Consider the following 16,107-nt stretch of genomic DNA (forward strand, 5'->3'; position numbering starts at 1 on the left):
TCGCCCTGGAAGGAAACAGAATTTCATGACCGACACGACGACCGGGCAGACCCCCGTTCTCGAGGTCACGGACCTCAGCGTCGACTTCGGTGTCGAGGGAATGTGGGTTCCCGCGGCCAAGAAGCTGAACTACGCGATCAGGCCGGGCGAAGTCCTCGCCCTGGTCGGCGAGTCCGGTTCGGGCAAGAGTGCGAGTTCGATGGCGATCCTCGACCTCCTGCCTGAGAACAGCCGGATCCAGGGCAGCATCAAGCTCGACGGACGCGAGCTCACCGGCCTCAAGCCGCAGCAGATGCGCAAGGTCCGCGGTGCACAGATCGCGGTCATCTTCCAGGAGCCGATGACGGCGCTGAACCCGGTGTACACGATCGGTTCCCAGATCGTGGAGACCCTGCGCATCCACTACGGCATGTCTCCGCACGAGGCTCGCGAGCGTGCGCTCGAACTGCTCGAGATGGTCGAGCTGCCCGACCCGCTGAAGGCGTACAACTCGTACCCTCACCAGCTCTCCGGCGGACAGCGGCAGCGCGCGATGATCGCGCAGTCGATCTCGTGCGACCCCAAGCTCCTGATCGCCGACGAGCCGACAACGGCTCTCGACGTGACGGTGCAGGCCGAGATCCTCGACCTGCTCCGCAGCCTCCGTGACCGCCTCGACAGCGCCATCCTGCTGATCACCCATGACATGGGTGTCGTCGCCGACCTCGCGGACAACATCGCCGTCATGCGCAAGGGCGACATCGTCGAGACCGGAACGGTCGAGGCGGTCTTCGCCAACCCGACGCACCCGTACACGATCGCCCTCCTCGAGGCCGTTCCCCACCTCGGCCAGCGCGGCGACGAAGAGATCGACACGACCGCGGCGCTCGCCACGGGCTCCGACAGCGCGCAGGCCGAGGAGTTCGCCGAGCGCATCGCGATCAACGAGCGCCTCGCAGAAGAGGCCGCCGAGCTCGCCGAGCGCGACACGCGCAAGATCGTCGTCGACTTCCAGGACGTCGCGATCGAGTATCCGAAGCGCGGCCGAGTGCCGGCGTTCCGGGCGGCGGACCAGATCAACCTCCAGATCCGTGAGGGCGAGGTGCTCGGCCTGGTCGGTGAGTCCGGCTCGGGCAAGACAACGCTCGGCCGTGCCGCGATCGGACTCCTGCCGATCGCCGAGGGCAAGCTCGTCGTCGCCGGCCAGGACATCTCGCACGCAGGCCGAGACGAGATCCGTGCCCTGCACAAGAACGTGGGCATCGTCTTCCAGGACCCGGCGTCGTCGCTCAACCCGCGTCTCCCGATCGGGGACAGCATCGGTGAGCCGCTCCTGCTCGCCAAGGGCATGAAGGGCGCCGCCCTCAACAAGGAGGTCGAGCGCCTGCTCGACAGCGTCGAACTTCCCCGCTCGTACCGGACCCGGTACCCGCACGAGCTCTCCGGAGGCCAGAAGCAGCGCGTCGGTATCGCCCGCGCACTGTCTCTGAAGCCGCAGGTCCTCATCGCCGACGAGCCGACGAGCGCGCTCGACGTCTCGGTGCAGGCCCGCGTGCTCGAACTGATGCAGCTGCTGCAGAAGGAGATGAACTTCGCCTGCCTCTTCGTCACCCACGACCTGGCGGTCATCGACGTCCTCGCCGAGCGCATCGCGGTCATGCACCACGGAAACCTGGTGGAGACGGGCACGCGCGACGAGATCCTCCGTTACCCGAAGGAGGCGTACACGCAGCGACTCCTCGCCGCGGTTCCCCTTCCCGATCCCAAGCTGCAGCGCGAGCGCCGCGACCTTCGCCGCGAGATCCTGGCAGCGGGTTCGGACGAGGGTCCGCACATCGCGGCGCCCCTCGAAGATCCGGAGCCGAACGTCCCGCCGTCGGCCCAGTTCTGACCGGCTGCGTGCAGGCGCGACGGGTCAGTGCGTTTGTGGGGTAAAATTGAACGTTACCCCCCAAAACTTCTGACTGAGAGTCGAGCCTGCACGCATGTCTGAAACCGCCGTCGCCCACCGCGACGATCTGCGTAACGTCGCGATCGTCGCCCACGTCGACCACGGCAAGACCACCCTTGTCGACGCCATGCTCCGGCAGACGAACTCCTTCTCTTCGCACGAACACGTCGAAGAGCGCGCCATGGACTCCAACGAGCTGGAGCGCGAAAAGGGCATCACGATCCTCGCCAAGAACACGGCGATCTCCTACCGTGGCAAGCACGCCGCCGACGGCCCGATCACCATCAACGTGATCGACACCCCCGGCCACGCCGACTTCGGTGGCGAGGTCGAGCGCGGCCTGTCCATGGTCGACGGCGTCGTGCTCCTCGTCGATGCGAGCGAGGGCCCGCTTCCGCAGACCCGCTTCGTGCTGCGCAAGGCGCTCGAGGCCAAGCTTCCCGTCATCCTGCTCGTCAACAAGACGGACCGTCCGGATGCGCGCATCGACGCCGTCGTGCACGAGAGCCAGGACCTCCTCCTCGGCCTTGCGAGCGACCTCGCCGACGACGTCCCCGATCTCGACCTCGACGCGATCCTCGACGTGCCGGTCGTCTACGCGTCCGGCCGCAACGGTGCCGCGAGCCTCAACAAGCCGGAGAACGGCGAACTGCCCGACAACGCCGACCTCGAGCCGCTCTTCGAGGCCATCCTCGAGCACATCCCCGCACCGACCTACGACCCCGCGGCTCCGCTTCAGGCTCACGTCACGAACCTCGACGCGTCGCCGTTCCTCGGTCGTCTCGCACTTCTTCGCATCTTCAACGGAACGCTCAAGAAGGGCCAGACCGTGGCCTGGGTGCGTCACGACGGCGACGTGCACAACGTCCGCGTGACCGAGCTCATGATCACCAAGGCGCTCGACCGGTACCCGGCCGAGAGTGCGGGCCCCGGCGACATCGTCGCCGTCGCCGGTTTCGCCGACATCATGATCGGTGACACGCTCGCCGACCCTGACGACATCCGCCCGCTTCCGCTCATCCACGTCGACGACCCCGCGATTTCGATGACCATCGGCACGAACACCTCCCCGCTCGTCGGCAAGGTCAAGGGCCACAAGCTGACCGCGCGCATGGTGAAGGACCGCCTCGACCGCGAACTGGTCGGCAACGTGTCGCTCCGCGTGCTCGACATCGGCCGGCCCGACGCGTGGGAGGTGCAGGGTCGCGGCGAACTCGCGCTCGCCATCCTCGTCGAGCAGATGCGCCGCGAAGGCTACGAGCTCAATGTCGGCAAGCCGCAGGTGGTCACGAAGAAGGTCGACGGCAAGACGCACGAGCCGTTCGAGCACCTGACGATCGACGTGCCGGAGGAGTACCTCGGCGCGATCACGCAGCTGCTCGCCGCCCGCAAGGGCCGCATGGAGAACATGTCGAACCACGGCACCGGCTGGGTCCGCATGGAGTTCATCGTGCCATCGCGCGGCCTGATCGGCTTCCGCACCGAGTTCCTGACGATCACGCGCGGTACCGGTATAGCGAACGCCATCTCGCACGGCTACGACGAGTGGGCAGGCCAGATCGTCACGCGGAGCAACGGGTCGATCGTCGCCGACCGCGCCGGCGTCGTCACACCGTTCGCCATCATCGCGCTCCAGGAACGCATGACCTTCTTCGTCAACCCGACCGAAGAGGTCTACGAGGGCATGGTCATCGGCGAGAACTCGCGTGCCGACGACATGGACGTCAACATCACCAAAGAGAAGAAACTGACGAACATGCGTCAGTCGACGGCCGACAACTTCGAGTCGATGACTCCGTCGCGCCAGCTGACCCTGGAGGAATGCCTCGAGTTCGCCCGCGAGGACGAGTGCGTCGAGGTCACGCCGGCCGCGGTGCGCATCCGTAAGGTCGAGCTCGACCAGACGGCGCGCGCCCGCTCCACCTCCCGCCTGAAGAAGCAGGACCAGAACGCCTGAGCGCCGAAGCGCGTTCATTGAACGTGCTTCGGCGCCAGAGTACGCTTCGCCCTAGGCGGGTTCGATCGAGCCCGCCGGGGGAGCGTGACCTCATGTACAGCGTTCGGAGACACCTCGCGGTGCCGCTCGCGATCCTGCTTGCTCTCGGGCTCGCACCCGCCGTGAGCGGCTGCGCCAATGTCGAGGGCATCGTGAAGAACGTGACCGGCGGCCACGTCGACATCGGCGGGAACAAGGTTCCGAGCGACTTTCCTTCGGCGGTTCCGCTGTACAAGGGCGACATCGTCTTCGGCGCGTCCGTCGGCGGCGATGACAAGAAGGTCTGGAACGTCACTGTCAAGGTTCCGGATGCGACAGCATCCGCCGACATCGAGAAGCAGCTGACCGATGCAGGTTTCACGGGTTCGTTCAAAGGCGCGGACGGTGACGCGAACACGGGCACCTTCACGTCGGACGCCTACGGGGTGCTCGTGGTCGTCACGAGCGCGGGCAAGAACGGCTGGGTCGCCAACTACACCGTGACCACGGCGTCGGTCCTGAGTCCGAGCCCGACCCCGACATCCTGAGCTGCCCTGCGCGGGCGCAGGACGACCAGGGCGGCCCGAGGACTACGCGAAGAGTCCGGCGCCGACATAGCTGCCGGGACGCGCGCCGGGCGGAACGGCGAAGATCGCCGAGCCGACGTGCTTCAGGTACTCGTTCATCGCGTCGCTGCGCGCCAGCTGCTGCTGGATCGGGATGAACTGCTTGCGCGGGTCGCGCTGGAACGCGATGAAGAAGAGTCCGGCGTTCAGACGCCCCAGCTCGTCGTTGCCGTCGACGAAGTTGTAGCCGCGCCGCAGCAGCTGGGCGCCGTTGTTGGTGCTCGGATGCGCGAGTCGCACGTGCGAATCGGTGTCGATCTTGGTGCCGCCGTCTGGTGACACCGCGAGGAAGTTGGGCGCGGTGAACTCGGTGCCGCCCGACAACGGTGCGCCCTCGCCTTTGTCGCGCCCGATGATGCGCTGCTGCTCGCCGAGCTGCTGCCGGTCCCAGGTCTCGATGACCATCCGGATCTTGCGCGTGACCAGATAGGACCCGCCCGCCATCCAGGCTGCGCCGTCGGAGTCCGCCGCCCACACCTGATCATCCACGACCGTGGTGTCTTCGGCCTTGATGTTCGCCGTGCCGTCCTTGAAGCCGAAGAGGTTCCGCGGAGTGACCTGGGCGCGGGTGGTCGCCGACGTGCGGCCGAAGCCCAGCTGGGACCAGCGGATGGATGCGCGGCCGAAGGCGATACGGGAGAGGTTGCGGATGGCGTGGACCGCCACCTGCGGGTCGTCGCTGCACGCCTGGATGCAGAGATCTCCGCCGCTGAGCGCATCCTGGAGGGCGTCGCCAGGGAAGTGGGGGAGGTCGACGAGAGCTTCCGGTCGACGTGAGGCGAGCCCGAAGCGGTCGACCCCGTTGCTCGTGCGGAACAGGGCCGGCCCGAAGCCGAAGGTCAGGGTGAGCCCAGCGGCCGGAAGGTCGAGCGCCTCGCCGGTGTCGTCGGGCGGCGCGTCGAGCGGACCGCTGGCGGGGCCGTAGGCGCCCGCAGACTTGCCCTGCGTCATCCGGGCGGCCGCGACCGTCCAGTCCTTCAGCAGCTCGATCAGGCCCGCTCGGTCGAGATCGGGCGCAGTGTCGAACGAAGCGAAGTGCAGGCGATCCTGAGCCGCAGTGGTGATCCCGGCCTGGTGGTCGCCATGGAACGCGTACACGGCCGCCGAGCCGGAGCCGGCACCGGCGGTCGCGAGAACGGTGCGGTCGAGCGCTACGCCCGCACCCACCCCGAGGAGTCCGGCGCCCACGGTCGCGCCCGCGAGCCCGAGCAGTCCTCGACGGGACAGCCCGGGCTCCACGGGTTCGCTGGTGATGTCAGCCACGCGCCGACCCTATTTGACGATGATGGACGTGAGCTTGCTGAGGGGCTCGCTCAGCGCGTTCACCTCGTCGGAGAGCTCTTTGACCTGGGCGGTGGTGAGTGTCGTGTACAACACGTAGCCGTTCCCGCTCTTGTACTTGTCGAGGAGCGCTGTGATGGCCGCGAACTCTGCGTCGAGCTGCTTCACGACGTTCTTGCCGTCGACACCCTTGGCCGAAGCGATGTCGCGGACGATGCCGTAGGCGACATTCGCGCCTTCGACGTTGGCCTGGAAGTCCCACAGGTCGGTGTGGGAGAAGGTCTCCTCTTCACCGGTGATCTTGCTGCGCGAGACCTCCTCCATCAGGCCGATCGCGCCGTTGGAGATCTGGTCGATGGTCAGCGTGAAGGTCTTCGCGTAGACGAGGTCGTACAGGCGCTGGGTGTCCGAGACGAGCCGGTCGGCGAGCTGCTTGCGCTCGGCAGGCGTCGCGGCGGTGTACCCGGCCGGTGCCCACAGATCCTTCTCGACGCGGTGCCAGCCCGTCCAGGTCTGGCCCTGCTCGAGGTCGGCTTCACGCAGGTCGATCGCCGGGTCGATGTCGCCGAACTGCTCGGCGGTCGGCTCGATGCGCTCGTAGAACATGCGGGCGGCCGGGTACTGCGCGCGGGCCGCGGCATCGTCCCCGGCGATGTACGCCGCAGCGAACTTCTGGGTGGCGGAGAGCAGCTGGCCGCTCTGGTCTTTGATGTAGGAGATGTAGTTGGTCGCCGCCCCGGCAATCTGCTTGCTCTCGCTCTGGCTCGTCGCTGCCTTCTTGCCGGCGGTGACGGTGAACTTCTTCAGGTCGGTCGGGTTGCCTACCATGCCCTTCTTGCATGCCGTGTAGTAGCTGCCTTCGGCCAGCTGCACGACGTAGTTCACCGTGGTTCCGGGCCCGATGTTCTCCTTCTCGCCGGCGATCCGCAGTTTGTCCGAGGCGAGGATCTCGAACTCGTTGACGTCCGTGCCCGTGTTGGTCACCTGGAAGGTCACCGGTCCGCCGGGGGCACTCGACGAAGACACGACGCAGCTGTCGTCTGTCAGGTTGACTGCGATCGCCTCCGCGTCGGCGGATGCGCGGTTCGGCACGCATCCGGTCAGTGCGAGAGCGATCGCGGCGGCGCCTGCGAGCGCGCCGAAGTATCGGGTCTTCATGCTGTGGGTTGTCTCCTTGTCAGGACGCGGCGGTCTGGTGCGTCGTCGTCGGTGCGGACGTGCGCGCTGGGACCTGTCGCGGGGTTGCGGAACGGTGCTGGCGGAAGTAGAGGGTGCCGACGACAGCGAGATAGGCGACCCAGGCGCCCACCTGCAGCCACGACGGTGACGGATTGAAGTTCACGATGCCCTGGAGCACGGTTCCATACCAGCTGCTCGAGGGGATGATGGTGCTGATGTCGTAGGCGTGACGGCCGACGCCGGGGAGCACTCCGGCCTCCTGGAGGTCCCCGACCCCGTAGGCCAGGACGCCCGCGGCGACGACGATGAGGAAGACGCCGGTCCAGGTGAAGAATTTGCCGAGGTTGATCTTGACGAAGCCGCGGTAGATGAAGATCTCGATGACGACGGCGGTGAGGATGCCGAGGAGCGCGCCGACCGCGGGAACCCAGCTGCCGCCGACGGATGCCACCGTCGCCCAGACGAAGAGCGAGGTCTCGATGCCTTCCCGGCCGACACTGAGGGCGGCGAGGAGGATGATGCCCCAGCCAGCGCCGAGCAACGCGCTGTCCACGCGGGAGTGGAGTGTGCTCTTGAGTGTGCGCGCCGTCTTGCCCATCCAGAAGACCATCCAGGTGACGAGTCCGACTGCGACGATGGAGAGTGTGCCGCCCAGCGTCTCCTGGGCCTCGAAGCTCATACCGTAAGGCCCCCACGTGAGGATGGCCCCGACTCCGAGTGGCACGACGATGGCGATACCGACGCCGAACCACATGTTGCGCAGAACGTCCCTGCGACCGACTTTGACGATGTAGGCGACGAGGATGCCGACGACCAGGGCGGCTTCGAGGCCTTCGCGGAGGCCGATCAGGTAGTTTGCGAGCACAGCTGTCTCTCGGATTGGATTGGGGGAATGTTGGTAAGGCTAACCTTACTCAATCGACTCTAGACGCACTCGGCGGACGTGTCTAGTTAGGATTGCGCCATGGCCGTGCGGATCATCAATCTCATCCTGCTGTTCATCGCAGGGGCCCTTCTCGGCGCGGTCGGAACGGTCGCGCACCAGTCGACCGTCGCGGTCGCGGGAATCCCGTTCCCGTGGGGGATCACCGTCGCGCTTCTCGCCTACACGCTCCTGCTCGTCGGGCTGCGCCTCCTGAACGCAGGGCGTGCCCAGGCGCTCGCCGCGGCGCTCGGGACGATCGCGGTGACCTTCGTCTTCTCGATCAAGGGATTCGGAGGCTCCGTGCTGATCCCCGACAATCTGCTCGGCAAGGTCTGGGTCGTCGCACCGATCGTGATCGCCGCGATCGTGATCGCCTGGCCGCGGCTTCCGCAGCGCCGGCCGGTCTCGCAAAACGGCCTAAGCTAGAAGTCAACCAAGCGTGAAGGGACTCCGACAACTGTGACCTACGTCATCGCCCTTCCCTGTGTGGACGTGAAAGACCGGGCCTGTATCGACGAGTGCCCGGTCGACTGCATCTACGAAGGCGAACGCTCCCTCTACATCCACCCCGACGAGTGCGTCGACTGCGGTGCGTGCGAGCCGGTCTGCCCGGTCGAGGCCATCTACTACGAAGACGATCTGCCGGAGCAGTGGTCCGACTACTACAAGGCCAACGTTGAATTCTTCGACGACATCGGTTCGCCAGGGGGCGCTGCGAAGGTCGGTGTGATCGCGAAGGATCATCCGCTCATCTCGGCGCTGCCGCCGCAGGCCCACGCCTGATCCGTCGTGGCACTCGGTCAGCTTCCCGACTACCCGTGGGATCAGATGCTTCCGTTCGCGACGCGCGCACGCGAGCATCCTGACGGTATCGTCGACCTCTCGATCGGTTCCCCCGTCGACCCGACGCCGGCGCTCATCCGCGACGCACTCTCCGAGGCCACGGACGCCCACGCGTACCCGCAGACCGTGGGAACTCCCGCACTGCGCGAGGCGATCGCCGCCTGGTTCGCCCGCCGTCGCGGTGTCACAGACCTGAGCGTCGCGAACGTCCTTCCGACGATCGGTTCGAAGGAACTGGTCGCCTTCCTTCCCTTCATGCTCGGGCTCGGCGAGGGCGACGTCGTGGTGCATCCGCGTGCCGCCTATCCCACGTATGCGATCGGGGCGGCGTTCGCCGGCGCTTCGGCGTTCGCATCCGACGACCCCGCTGAGTGGCCCGCGGAAACGCGACTCGTCTGGGTGAACAGTCCGGGAAATCCCGACGGCCGCGTGCTCGATGTCGACGAACTGCGGGGGATGGTCGAACGCGCGCGTGAGCTGGGAGCCGTCATCGCCAGCGACGAGTGCTATGCCGAGCTCGGCTGGGAGGAGCCGTGGGATCGCGAACGCATCCCGAGCATCCTCGACCCCCGCGTCCTCGCCGGTGACCGACGCGATGTGCTCGCGGTGTACTCGCTCAGCAAGCAGTCCAACCTGGCCGGCTACCGTGCCGCTTTCGTCGCAGGGTGCAGCATCCTGATCGACCGGCTGGTCACCGTGCGCAAGCACGCCGGCCTCATGGTCCCGGGTCCGTTGCAGTCCGCCATGGCCGTCGCCCTCGGCGACGACCGGCACGTCGCCGAACAGCGGTCGCGCTATCGCCGTCGTCGCGATCTGCTCAAGCCGGCTCTTGAGAGCGCGGGCTTCCGGATCGACCTGAGCGAAGCCGGACTCTACCTCTGGGCGACGGAGGGCAGGGATGCCTGGGAGAGCATCGCGCGTCTCGCCGATCTCGGGATCCTGGCCGGACCCGGGGTCTTCTACGGCGATTTTTTCCCGGAGCACGTGCGCCTGTCCCTGACAGCGACGGATGAGCGAATCGCCTCGGCAGCGGCCAGATTGCAAGCATTTGGAGACTCCCTCTAACCGGAGTGGATCCCGCTTGGACGATGTAACAGTTGTCCGGCTTTGCCAATAGGCTGTATTTGCAAGACTTCTTGCGGCGCTGCCACGACCGGCGACCGCGCTCGTCAGTAGGCATACATCCAGGAGGCGTTGTGAGCGGAATCGGCACCGACCAGGCAGGGGGCCAGGCGCAGAAAGCCACCCTGAACACTCCCGGCGGAACGGCCGAATTCCCGATTCTGGACAGCGCGAGCGGCTCGTCGAGCATCGATTTCTCGAGCCTCACCCGGCAGACCGGCCTCACCTCGCTCGACTACGGTTTCGTCAACACCGCAGCGACCCGCTCGTCGATCACCTACATCGACGGCGACGCCGGGATCCTCCGCTACCGCGGATACCCGATCGAGCAGGTGGCACAGAACTCGACGTTCCTCGAGGTCGCGTGGCTTCTCATCCACGGTGAACTGCCCTCGGCGAGCGAGCTGTCCGAATTCGACGAGAAGATCCGCAGGCACACGCTGCTGCACGAGGACCTGAAGCGCTTCTTCGGTGCGCTTCCGCACGACGCGCACCCCATGTCGGTGCTCTCCAGCGCCGTTTCCGCCCTGTCGACGTTCTACCAGGACTCCCTGAGCGTCAGCGACCCCGAGCAGGTCGAGCTCTCGACCATCCGCCTGCTCGCGAAGCTGCCTGTCATCGCCGCGTACGCGCACAAGAAGAGCGTCGGGCAGGCCTTCCTCTACCCCGACAACTCGCTGAGCTTCGTCGACAACTTCCTCCGACTCAACTTCGGCACACTGGCCGAGCCGTACGAGGTGAACCCCGTCGTGAGCAAGGCGCTCGAGCGTCTGCTGATCCTGCACGAGGATCACGAGCAGAACGCCTCGACGTCGACGGTACGTCTCGTGGGTTCGACTCAGGCGAACCTCTTCGCCTCGGTCTCCGCCGGCATCAACGCCCTGTACGGCCCCCTGCACGGAGGCGCGAACGAAGCCGTTCTCGACATGCTCGGCTCGATCCGCGACTCCGGCGAGAGCGTGCAGAAGTACGTGGAGCGCGTGAAGGGCAAAGAAGAGGGCGTGAAGCTCATGGGCTTCGGGCACCGCGTCTACAAGAACTTCGACCCGCGCGCCCGTCTGGTCAAGGAGAGCGCCGACGAAGTGCTCGCCGCTCTCGGAGTGCACGACCCCCTGCTCGACATCGCCAAAGAGCTTGAGGCGGTGGCCCTCGCCGATGACTATTTCATCGAGCGCAAGCTGTACCCGAACGTCGACTTCTACACCGGCGTCATCTACAAGGCGATGGGCTTCCCGACCCGCATGTTCACCGTGCTGTTCGCGATCGGGCGCCTGCCCGGCTGGATCGCCCACTGGCGTGAGATGAACTCCGACCCCGCGACGAAGATCGGTCGCCCGCAGCAGCTGTACGTGGGCTCGCCGGAGCGTTCCTGGCCCGACGCCCGCTAGCCGGGCGGCCTGCCCGGTCCTCCGGACTGCCGGTTCGTCGACCCGTCACGAGGCAGGCTGCAACGTCAGCGTCTGCGTCGCGGCCTTGCGCACCGCCGTCGGCGTGAACGGCCACGGCCGCGTCTTGTTCTCCTGCCAGAGCGGCGTCTGGTCGACGTAGTTCGGATGGAACGCGTGGCCGGACTCGCCGGTCAGGTTCACCCACGTCGACTTGTCGAAGTCGGCCAGGTCCAGCACCTGCCACATCGAGGGCACGCGGTCGACCTGATAACCGACCGACGCATCCCAGCCGGTGGCGTCGACGACGGACGACGACCCGGCGACCGGGTACGGTCCGCGGTTGAAAAGCCACTCGATCGGCGCGACGCCTGACTTCCCCAGGCTCGCGTTCGTGAGCTCCAGACTGTGGATGCGGTCCCATCGCCAGGTCGCGGGGTCGTTTCCCATCAGGTCGACCGCTTCATCCCACGCCTGGTCGGCGGCGTGCGCGAACATCTGGTCGCGCCCGGCGATGCCCAGCTTCTTGTCCGTCCACCACGGGGAGTCGGGTTGGGTTGCGAGATTGCCGACGACCTCGAACCAGCGGTCGCCGCCGACGGGCGGTGCGCTCGCGGGCAGTTTGCGGCCGAACGCGTCGACGAGCAGGTTGCGCCAGAAGATGTTGAAGTACGCGGCGGCCGCGCTGTCGGCGTCGTCGTGGAGGTTCCATTTCGCGAGGAGAGCGACGCCCTTCGCCGCTCCGCCGGTGAGGGAGGGCCGCAGCCCGTCGGAGGTGAGGATGGGGGAGAGCTGGGCCCCATTCGCGTCGTAGGTGTCGGCCTGGATGGCGGCGAAATCGGATGCGGTCAGCTTCTTGCCACTGGTCAGCAGCTTTCCGAGACGGTCGGTGATCTGGTTGGCTCGGAAACCGTAATCCCAGTCGCGTGTGATCATCGCCGGATAGTCCGGTCCGACCGCCGAGTTGTTCGCGGTCACGATGAAACCGCTCGGCGGGTTGAAGACCGACGGCAGCTGGTCGAACGGGATGTACCCGGTCCAGCGGTAGTGGCTCGACCACCCCGGTACCGGCAGTGTTCCGTCGCCTGTCGCCCGGATCGGGATGCGGCCGGGCGCCTGATAGCCGATGTTGCCGTCGACGTCGGCGTACAGCAGGTTCTGGGCTGGGACGTCGAACTTCGCCGCGGCCGCGCGGAATCCGGCCCACTCGGTCGCAGAGTCGATGGCGAAGATCGCGGATGCGGTCTGTCCGGGCCGCAGCGCCGTCCACTGCAGTGAGAGCTGGTACTTGGTGGCCGGGACGCCCATCCGTTTCGCCTGGTCCCTGGCGATCGCGGCATACGCGGGCGTCAGACCGGTCACGATCGGGCCGTGCAGGGTGGAGCGGACGGTGATGGTCACGGGGTCGCCGCCCGCGACCTTGATTGTCTCTTTCCGTGTCGTCAGGGGAATCTGCTTGCCGTCGTATTCGAAAGTGTTGCCGGTGACCTTCTCCTCGTAGAGGTCTGCGACGTCAGGGCCGAGATTCGTGAATCCCCAGGCGATGCGGTCGTTGTGCCCGATGATGACGCCTGGCAGCCCCGAGAAACTGAAGCCGGCGACATCGAACGGGCATGCCTTGCCGACCGTGCGGCAGTGCAGCCCGATCTGGTACCAGACCGAGGGCTCGACCGCGCCCAGATGCGGATCGTTGGCGAGGAGGGGCTTGCCGCTGGCCGTGTGGGCGCCGGAGACCACCCAGGAGTTGGAGCCGATGTCGGTCCCGGCGGGGCCCATGAGAGTCGGCACGCCGGCGAGGTTTGTCTGCAGGTCCTGGAGCGCGTCGACCACGCCCGGGGAGATCGGCCGGGTGTTCGTCGAGGCCGTCGCCACAGACGGTGCCGTCCTCGACGTGTCTCCATCGCCCTGAGCGGTGATCGTCGGATGCTGCGTGAACGGATAGGTCGGGTGCAGTTGTGCGACCTGCTGCGGGGACAGCTTGGTCAGCAGCAGGGCGCGGTCGATCTCGTCATCGAGGTTCGAGCGGAGGTCCCAGGCCATCGCCTTCAGCCAGGAGACCGAGTCTGCCGGCGTCCACGGTTCGGGCGAGTAGCCGGGATTCTGCAGCCCGAGCACGGCGTATTCGAGGGAGAGGGACGCGCCGGAATGCCCGCGCAGGTAGGCGTTCACTCCATCGGCGTAGTCCTTGTAGTAGCGCAACGACGTCGGGTCGAGGGCTTTGACCTCCTTCTCGGCGACCGTGCGCCAGCCGAGCGTGCGGATGAACGTGTCGGTCGGCACCTGGCTGGCGCCGAACATCTCGGAGAGGCGGCCGGCGGTGACGTGCCGTCGGAAGTCCATCTCCCAGAAGCGGTCCTGGGCGTGCACGAATCCTTGCGCCTTGAACAGGTCGTCGGCCGTGCTCGCGACGATCTGCGGAACGCCCGCATCATCCCGGTAGACAGTGACCGGGGCGGACAGCCCGGCGAGCTGGATGGTGCCAGAGGTCTGCGGGAACGACCGGGTGACCGTCCAGATGCCGAGGCCCGCGACGATGACCGCGAGGGCGACGGCGACGGCGAGGATCACACCGATGACCCTGATTACCGGATGGCGCCGCTTCAGGCGCGGCAGATCGTTCCCCACCGCCACTCCTTCGGGTCGGGTTGCCGTCTTCAGACACTAACCCATCGGGACGCCCTGTGCCCCGGCAACAGTCGGCTCAGGCGTGAAGAGCCGCGTTCAGTTCGATGCCGGTGCCGCCGCGCTGGAGGACTTCGACGGCGCCGCTGATCGAGTTGCGACGGAAGAGCAGGTCGGGCACCCCGGAGAGCTCGACGGCCTTGATCGTCTGTGGTTTCCCGTCCGCGGTCGGCGCGGCGCCGACGAGCACCACCTTCGTTCCTGCGGTGACGTACAGCCCGGCCTCGACGACGGAGTTGTCGCCGATGGAGATCCCGATGCCCGAGTTGGCGCCGAGGAGAGCGCGTTCGCCGATCGAGACGCGTTGCGTCCCGCCGCCCGAGAGCGTGCCCATGATGGATGCGCCGCCTCCGATGTCGGACCCGTCGCCGACCACGACGCCCTGCGAGATCCGGCCTTCGACCATCGACGTTCCGAGGGTTCCGGCGTTGAAGTTGACGAAGCCTTCGTGCATCACGGTCGTTCCGGGTGCCAGGTGGGCGCCGAGCCTGACCCGGGAGGCGTCGGCGATGCGCACGCGGTCCGGGGTGACGTAGTCGAGGAGGCGCGGGAACTTGTCGATGCCGGTGACGTGGATCCCGGCGCGCTGCAGGGCCGGCCGCAGACGGGTCAGGTCGGCCGGCAGCACCGGGCCCGCGTTCGTCCACGCGACGATCGGGAGGTGCACGAAGATGCCGTCGAGATTGACCGAGTTCGGCTTCGCGAGCAGGTGGGAGAGGAGGTGGAGGCGCAGGTAGGCATCGGGTGTGGTCGACGGGGGAGTGTCGAGGTCGATGTCGACCGTCACGATGTCGATACGGACATTGCGCCGCCGGTCGACGCCCGCGAGGGACTCGAGCTCGGCGGGGGCGATCCACCGGTCGCGCCCTGCGGGCAGGGCCCCCAGCCGGGGTTCCGGGAACCAGGTGTCGAGCACTGTTCCGTCGCCGGCCACCGTCGCGAGGCCGTAGCCCCAGGCGAGTCGGGGGGAATGGGATGCGGGCACAGCCGATTCGTGGGCGACGTCAGAGGGCATGGCTCTAGATTAGTAGGGTGCCTCTCGACCTGACTGCGACCTCGACCGACCTCACTCGGCAGCTCTGCGACATCGAATCCGTCTCGGGAAACGAGAAGACTCTCGCCGATGAGATGGAGGAGGCCCTCTCCGGGCTCGACCATCTGGAGATCATCCGCGACGGCGACACGATCGTCGCCCGCACGAACCTCGGGCGGGCACGCCGGGTGATCATCGCCGGTCACATCGACACCGTTCCGCTGAACGGCAATCTGCCCACACGGTACGAGACGATCGACGGGGTGGAATACCTCTGGGGCCGGGGCACGGTCGACATGAAGGGCGGGACGGCGGTGCAGCTGAAGCTCGCCGCCGAACTCGACGACCCGGCCATCGATGTGACGTGGATGTGGTACGACCACGAGGAGGTCTCGAACGACCTCAACGGCCTCGGTCGTCTGGCTCGCCACCGTCCGGATCTCTTCGTCGGTGACTTCGCGATCCTCGGTGAGCCGAGCAACGGCGTCGTCGAGGGCGGCTGCAACGGCAACCTCCGGGTCGAGGTCCGCACTTTCGGTCTGCGAGCGCACTCCGCGCGGGGATGGGTCGGCGACAACGCCATCCACAAGGCCGCTCCGATCCTCGACATCCTCGCCGCCTATGAGGCGCGCAACGTCGAGGTCGACGGGCTCGTGTACCGGGAGGGACTCAACGCTGTCGGGATCAGCGGAGGGGTCGCCGGCAACATCATCCCCGACGAGTGCATGGTGCACATCAACTACCGGTTCGCGCCCAGCCGCAGTTCCGACGAGGCGCTCGAGCACATGCGCGAGCTCTTCGGCGACTACCAGGTCACCGTCGTCGATCGTGCCGACGGGGCGCGCCCGGGCCTCGACGCCCCGCTCGCGCAGGAGTTCCTTGCGGCGGTGGGCGCAGAGGCGAAGCCGAAGTACGGGTGGACCGATGTCGCACGCTTTTCAGCGATGGGCATCCCGGCCGTCAATTTCGGCCCGGGCGACCCCCTGAAGGCGCACGCCGACGACGAGCGTGTAGCGGTCGACCAGATCAGTTCGTGCGAAACGGGATTGCGTGCCTGGCTCACCGGCGCCGTCGCCGTCAACTGACGCCCCCGCGGTCGCGCCGGAAGCGACCGCGGAAACCCTCG

At 67.0% G+C, this 16,107-nt stretch carries 13 protein-coding genes; 8 read left to right on the forward strand and 5 right to left on the reverse strand.

Features of this window, described 5'->3' with window-relative positions; all coding sequences use genetic code 11:
* Window positions 1-25: 25 nt before the first annotated feature.
* The 3 genes from AAYO93_RS05940 (at window position 26) to AAYO93_RS05950 (ending at window position 4,453) form a co-directional block, all read left to right on the forward strand.
* Window positions 26-1,870: an ABC transporter ATP-binding protein gene (locus AAYO93_RS05940; RefSeq protein WP_345764081.1), complete on the forward strand. Its 1,845-nt coding sequence runs from the start codon at window positions 26-28 to the stop codon at window positions 1,868-1,870.
* A 94-nt stretch (window positions 1,871-1,964) separates the two neighbouring features.
* Window positions 1,965-3,887 carry a translational GTPase TypA gene (typA, locus tag AAYO93_RS05945; protein ID WP_345764082.1) on the forward strand — a complete coding sequence of 641 codons (1,923 nt, stop codon included), beginning with the start codon at window positions 1,965-1,967 and terminating at the stop codon, window positions 3,885-3,887.
* Window positions 3,888-3,979: 92 nt separating this feature from the next.
* Complete coding sequence (locus AAYO93_RS05950) at window positions 3,980-4,453, forward strand: hypothetical protein (RefSeq protein WP_345764083.1); 474 nt, start codon at window positions 3,980-3,982, stop codon at window positions 4,451-4,453.
* A 42-nt stretch (window positions 4,454-4,495) separates the two neighbouring features.
* On the opposite strand, the gene efeB is transcribed toward AAYO93_RS05950, so the two are convergent.
* From efeB to efeU, 3 genes are read right to left on the reverse strand one after another with little or no spacing between them, the layout of a single operon-like run.
* Window positions 4,496-5,794, reverse strand: coding sequence for an iron uptake transporter deferrochelatase/peroxidase subunit (gene efeB, locus AAYO93_RS05955; RefSeq protein ID WP_345764084.1), 1,299 nt, complete (start codon window positions 5,792-5,794; stop codon window positions 4,496-4,498).
* Window positions 5,795-5,803: 9 nt separating this feature from the next.
* Window positions 5,804-6,970: an iron uptake system protein EfeO gene (gene efeO, locus AAYO93_RS05960; protein WP_345764085.1), complete on the reverse strand. Its 1,167-nt coding sequence runs from the start codon at window positions 6,968-6,970 to the stop codon at window positions 5,804-5,806.
* 19 nt (window positions 6,971-6,989) lie between these two features.
* On the reverse strand, window positions 6,990-7,856 hold the full coding sequence (efeU, locus tag AAYO93_RS05965; protein WP_345764086.1) for an iron uptake transporter permease EfeU: 867 nt from the start codon (window positions 7,854-7,856) through the stop codon (window positions 6,990-6,992).
* A gap of 99 nt (window positions 7,857-7,955) precedes the next feature.
* Here efeU and AAYO93_RS05970 point away from each other — a divergent pair, with 99 nt between their 5' ends.
* The 4 genes from AAYO93_RS05970 to AAYO93_RS05985 all read left to right on the forward strand — a co-directional run bounded on the left by AAYO93_RS05970 (window position 7,956) and on the right by AAYO93_RS05985 (window position 11,269).
* Window positions 7,956-8,342 carry a hypothetical protein gene (locus AAYO93_RS05970; RefSeq protein WP_345764087.1) on the forward strand — a complete coding sequence of 129 codons (387 nt, stop codon included), beginning with the start codon at window positions 7,956-7,958 and terminating at the stop codon, window positions 8,340-8,342.
* A gap of 33 nt (window positions 8,343-8,375) precedes the next feature.
* On the forward strand, window positions 8,376-8,699 hold the full coding sequence (gene fdxA / locus AAYO93_RS05975) for a ferredoxin (protein ID WP_345764088.1): 324 nt from the start codon (window positions 8,376-8,378) through the stop codon (window positions 8,697-8,699).
* 6 nt (window positions 8,700-8,705) lie between these two features.
* The gene (dapC, locus tag AAYO93_RS05980; RefSeq protein WP_345764089.1) at window positions 8,706-9,824 is read left to right on the forward strand and encodes a succinyldiaminopimelate transaminase; all 1,119 of its coding nucleotides are present in this window, start codon (window positions 8,706-8,708) and stop codon (window positions 9,822-9,824) included.
* Window positions 9,825-9,955: 131 nt separating this feature from the next.
* On the forward strand, window positions 9,956-11,269 hold the full coding sequence (locus AAYO93_RS05985) for a citrate synthase (protein WP_345764090.1): 1,314 nt from the start codon (window positions 9,956-9,958) through the stop codon (window positions 11,267-11,269).
* A 45-nt stretch (window positions 11,270-11,314) separates the two neighbouring features.
* On the opposite strand, the gene AAYO93_RS05990 is transcribed toward AAYO93_RS05985, so the two are convergent.
* Both AAYO93_RS05990 and dapD read right to left on the reverse strand, forming a co-directional pair.
* Entirely contained in the window at window positions 11,315-13,891 is a 2,577-nt protein-coding gene (locus tag AAYO93_RS05990; protein ID WP_345764091.1) for a penicillin acylase family protein, read from the reverse strand.
* A 76-nt stretch (window positions 13,892-13,967) separates the two neighbouring features.
* The gene (dapD, locus tag AAYO93_RS05995; RefSeq protein WP_345764092.1) at window positions 13,968-14,963 is read right to left on the reverse strand and encodes a 2,3,4,5-tetrahydropyridine-2,6-dicarboxylate N-succinyltransferase; all 996 of its coding nucleotides are present in this window, start codon (window positions 14,961-14,963) and stop codon (window positions 13,968-13,970) included.
* Window positions 14,964-14,980: 17 nt separating this feature from the next.
* Here dapD and dapE point away from each other — a divergent pair, with 17 nt between their 5' ends.
* Complete coding sequence (gene dapE, locus AAYO93_RS06000; RefSeq protein WP_345764093.1) at window positions 14,981-16,066, forward strand: succinyl-diaminopimelate desuccinylase; 1,086 nt, start codon at window positions 14,981-14,983, stop codon at window positions 16,064-16,066.
* Window positions 16,067-16,107: the final 41 nt, after the last annotated feature.

The sequence above is a fragment of the Diaminobutyricibacter sp. McL0608 genome, from assembly GCF_039613825.1.
Taxonomy (GTDB): Bacteria; Actinomycetota; Actinomycetes; order Actinomycetales; family Microbacteriaceae; genus Diaminobutyricibacter.

What these genes read in the sequence shown, in the direction of transcription:
- AAYO93_RS05940 (WP_345764081.1), top strand. Translation starts at nt 26, where the DNA reads ATGACCGACACGACGACCGGGCAGACCCCCGTTCTCGAGGTCACGGAC.
- typA (WP_345764082.1), top strand. Translation starts at nt 1,965, where the DNA reads ATGTCTGAAACCGCCGTCGCCCACCGCGACGATCTGCGTAACGTCGCG.
- AAYO93_RS05950 (WP_345764083.1), top strand. Translation starts at nt 3,980, where the DNA reads ATGTACAGCGTTCGGAGACACCTCGCGGTGCCGCTCGCGATCCTGCTT.
- efeO (WP_345764085.1), bottom strand. Translation starts at nt 6,970, where the DNA reads ATGAAGACCCGATACTTCGGCGCGCTCGCAGGCGCCGCCGCGATCGCT.
- AAYO93_RS05970 (WP_345764087.1), top strand. Translation starts at nt 7,956, where the DNA reads ATGGCCGTGCGGATCATCAATCTCATCCTGCTGTTCATCGCAGGGGCC.
- dapD (WP_345764092.1), bottom strand. Translation starts at nt 14,963, where the DNA reads ATGCCCTCTGACGTCGCCCACGAATCGGCTGTGCCCGCATCCCATTCC.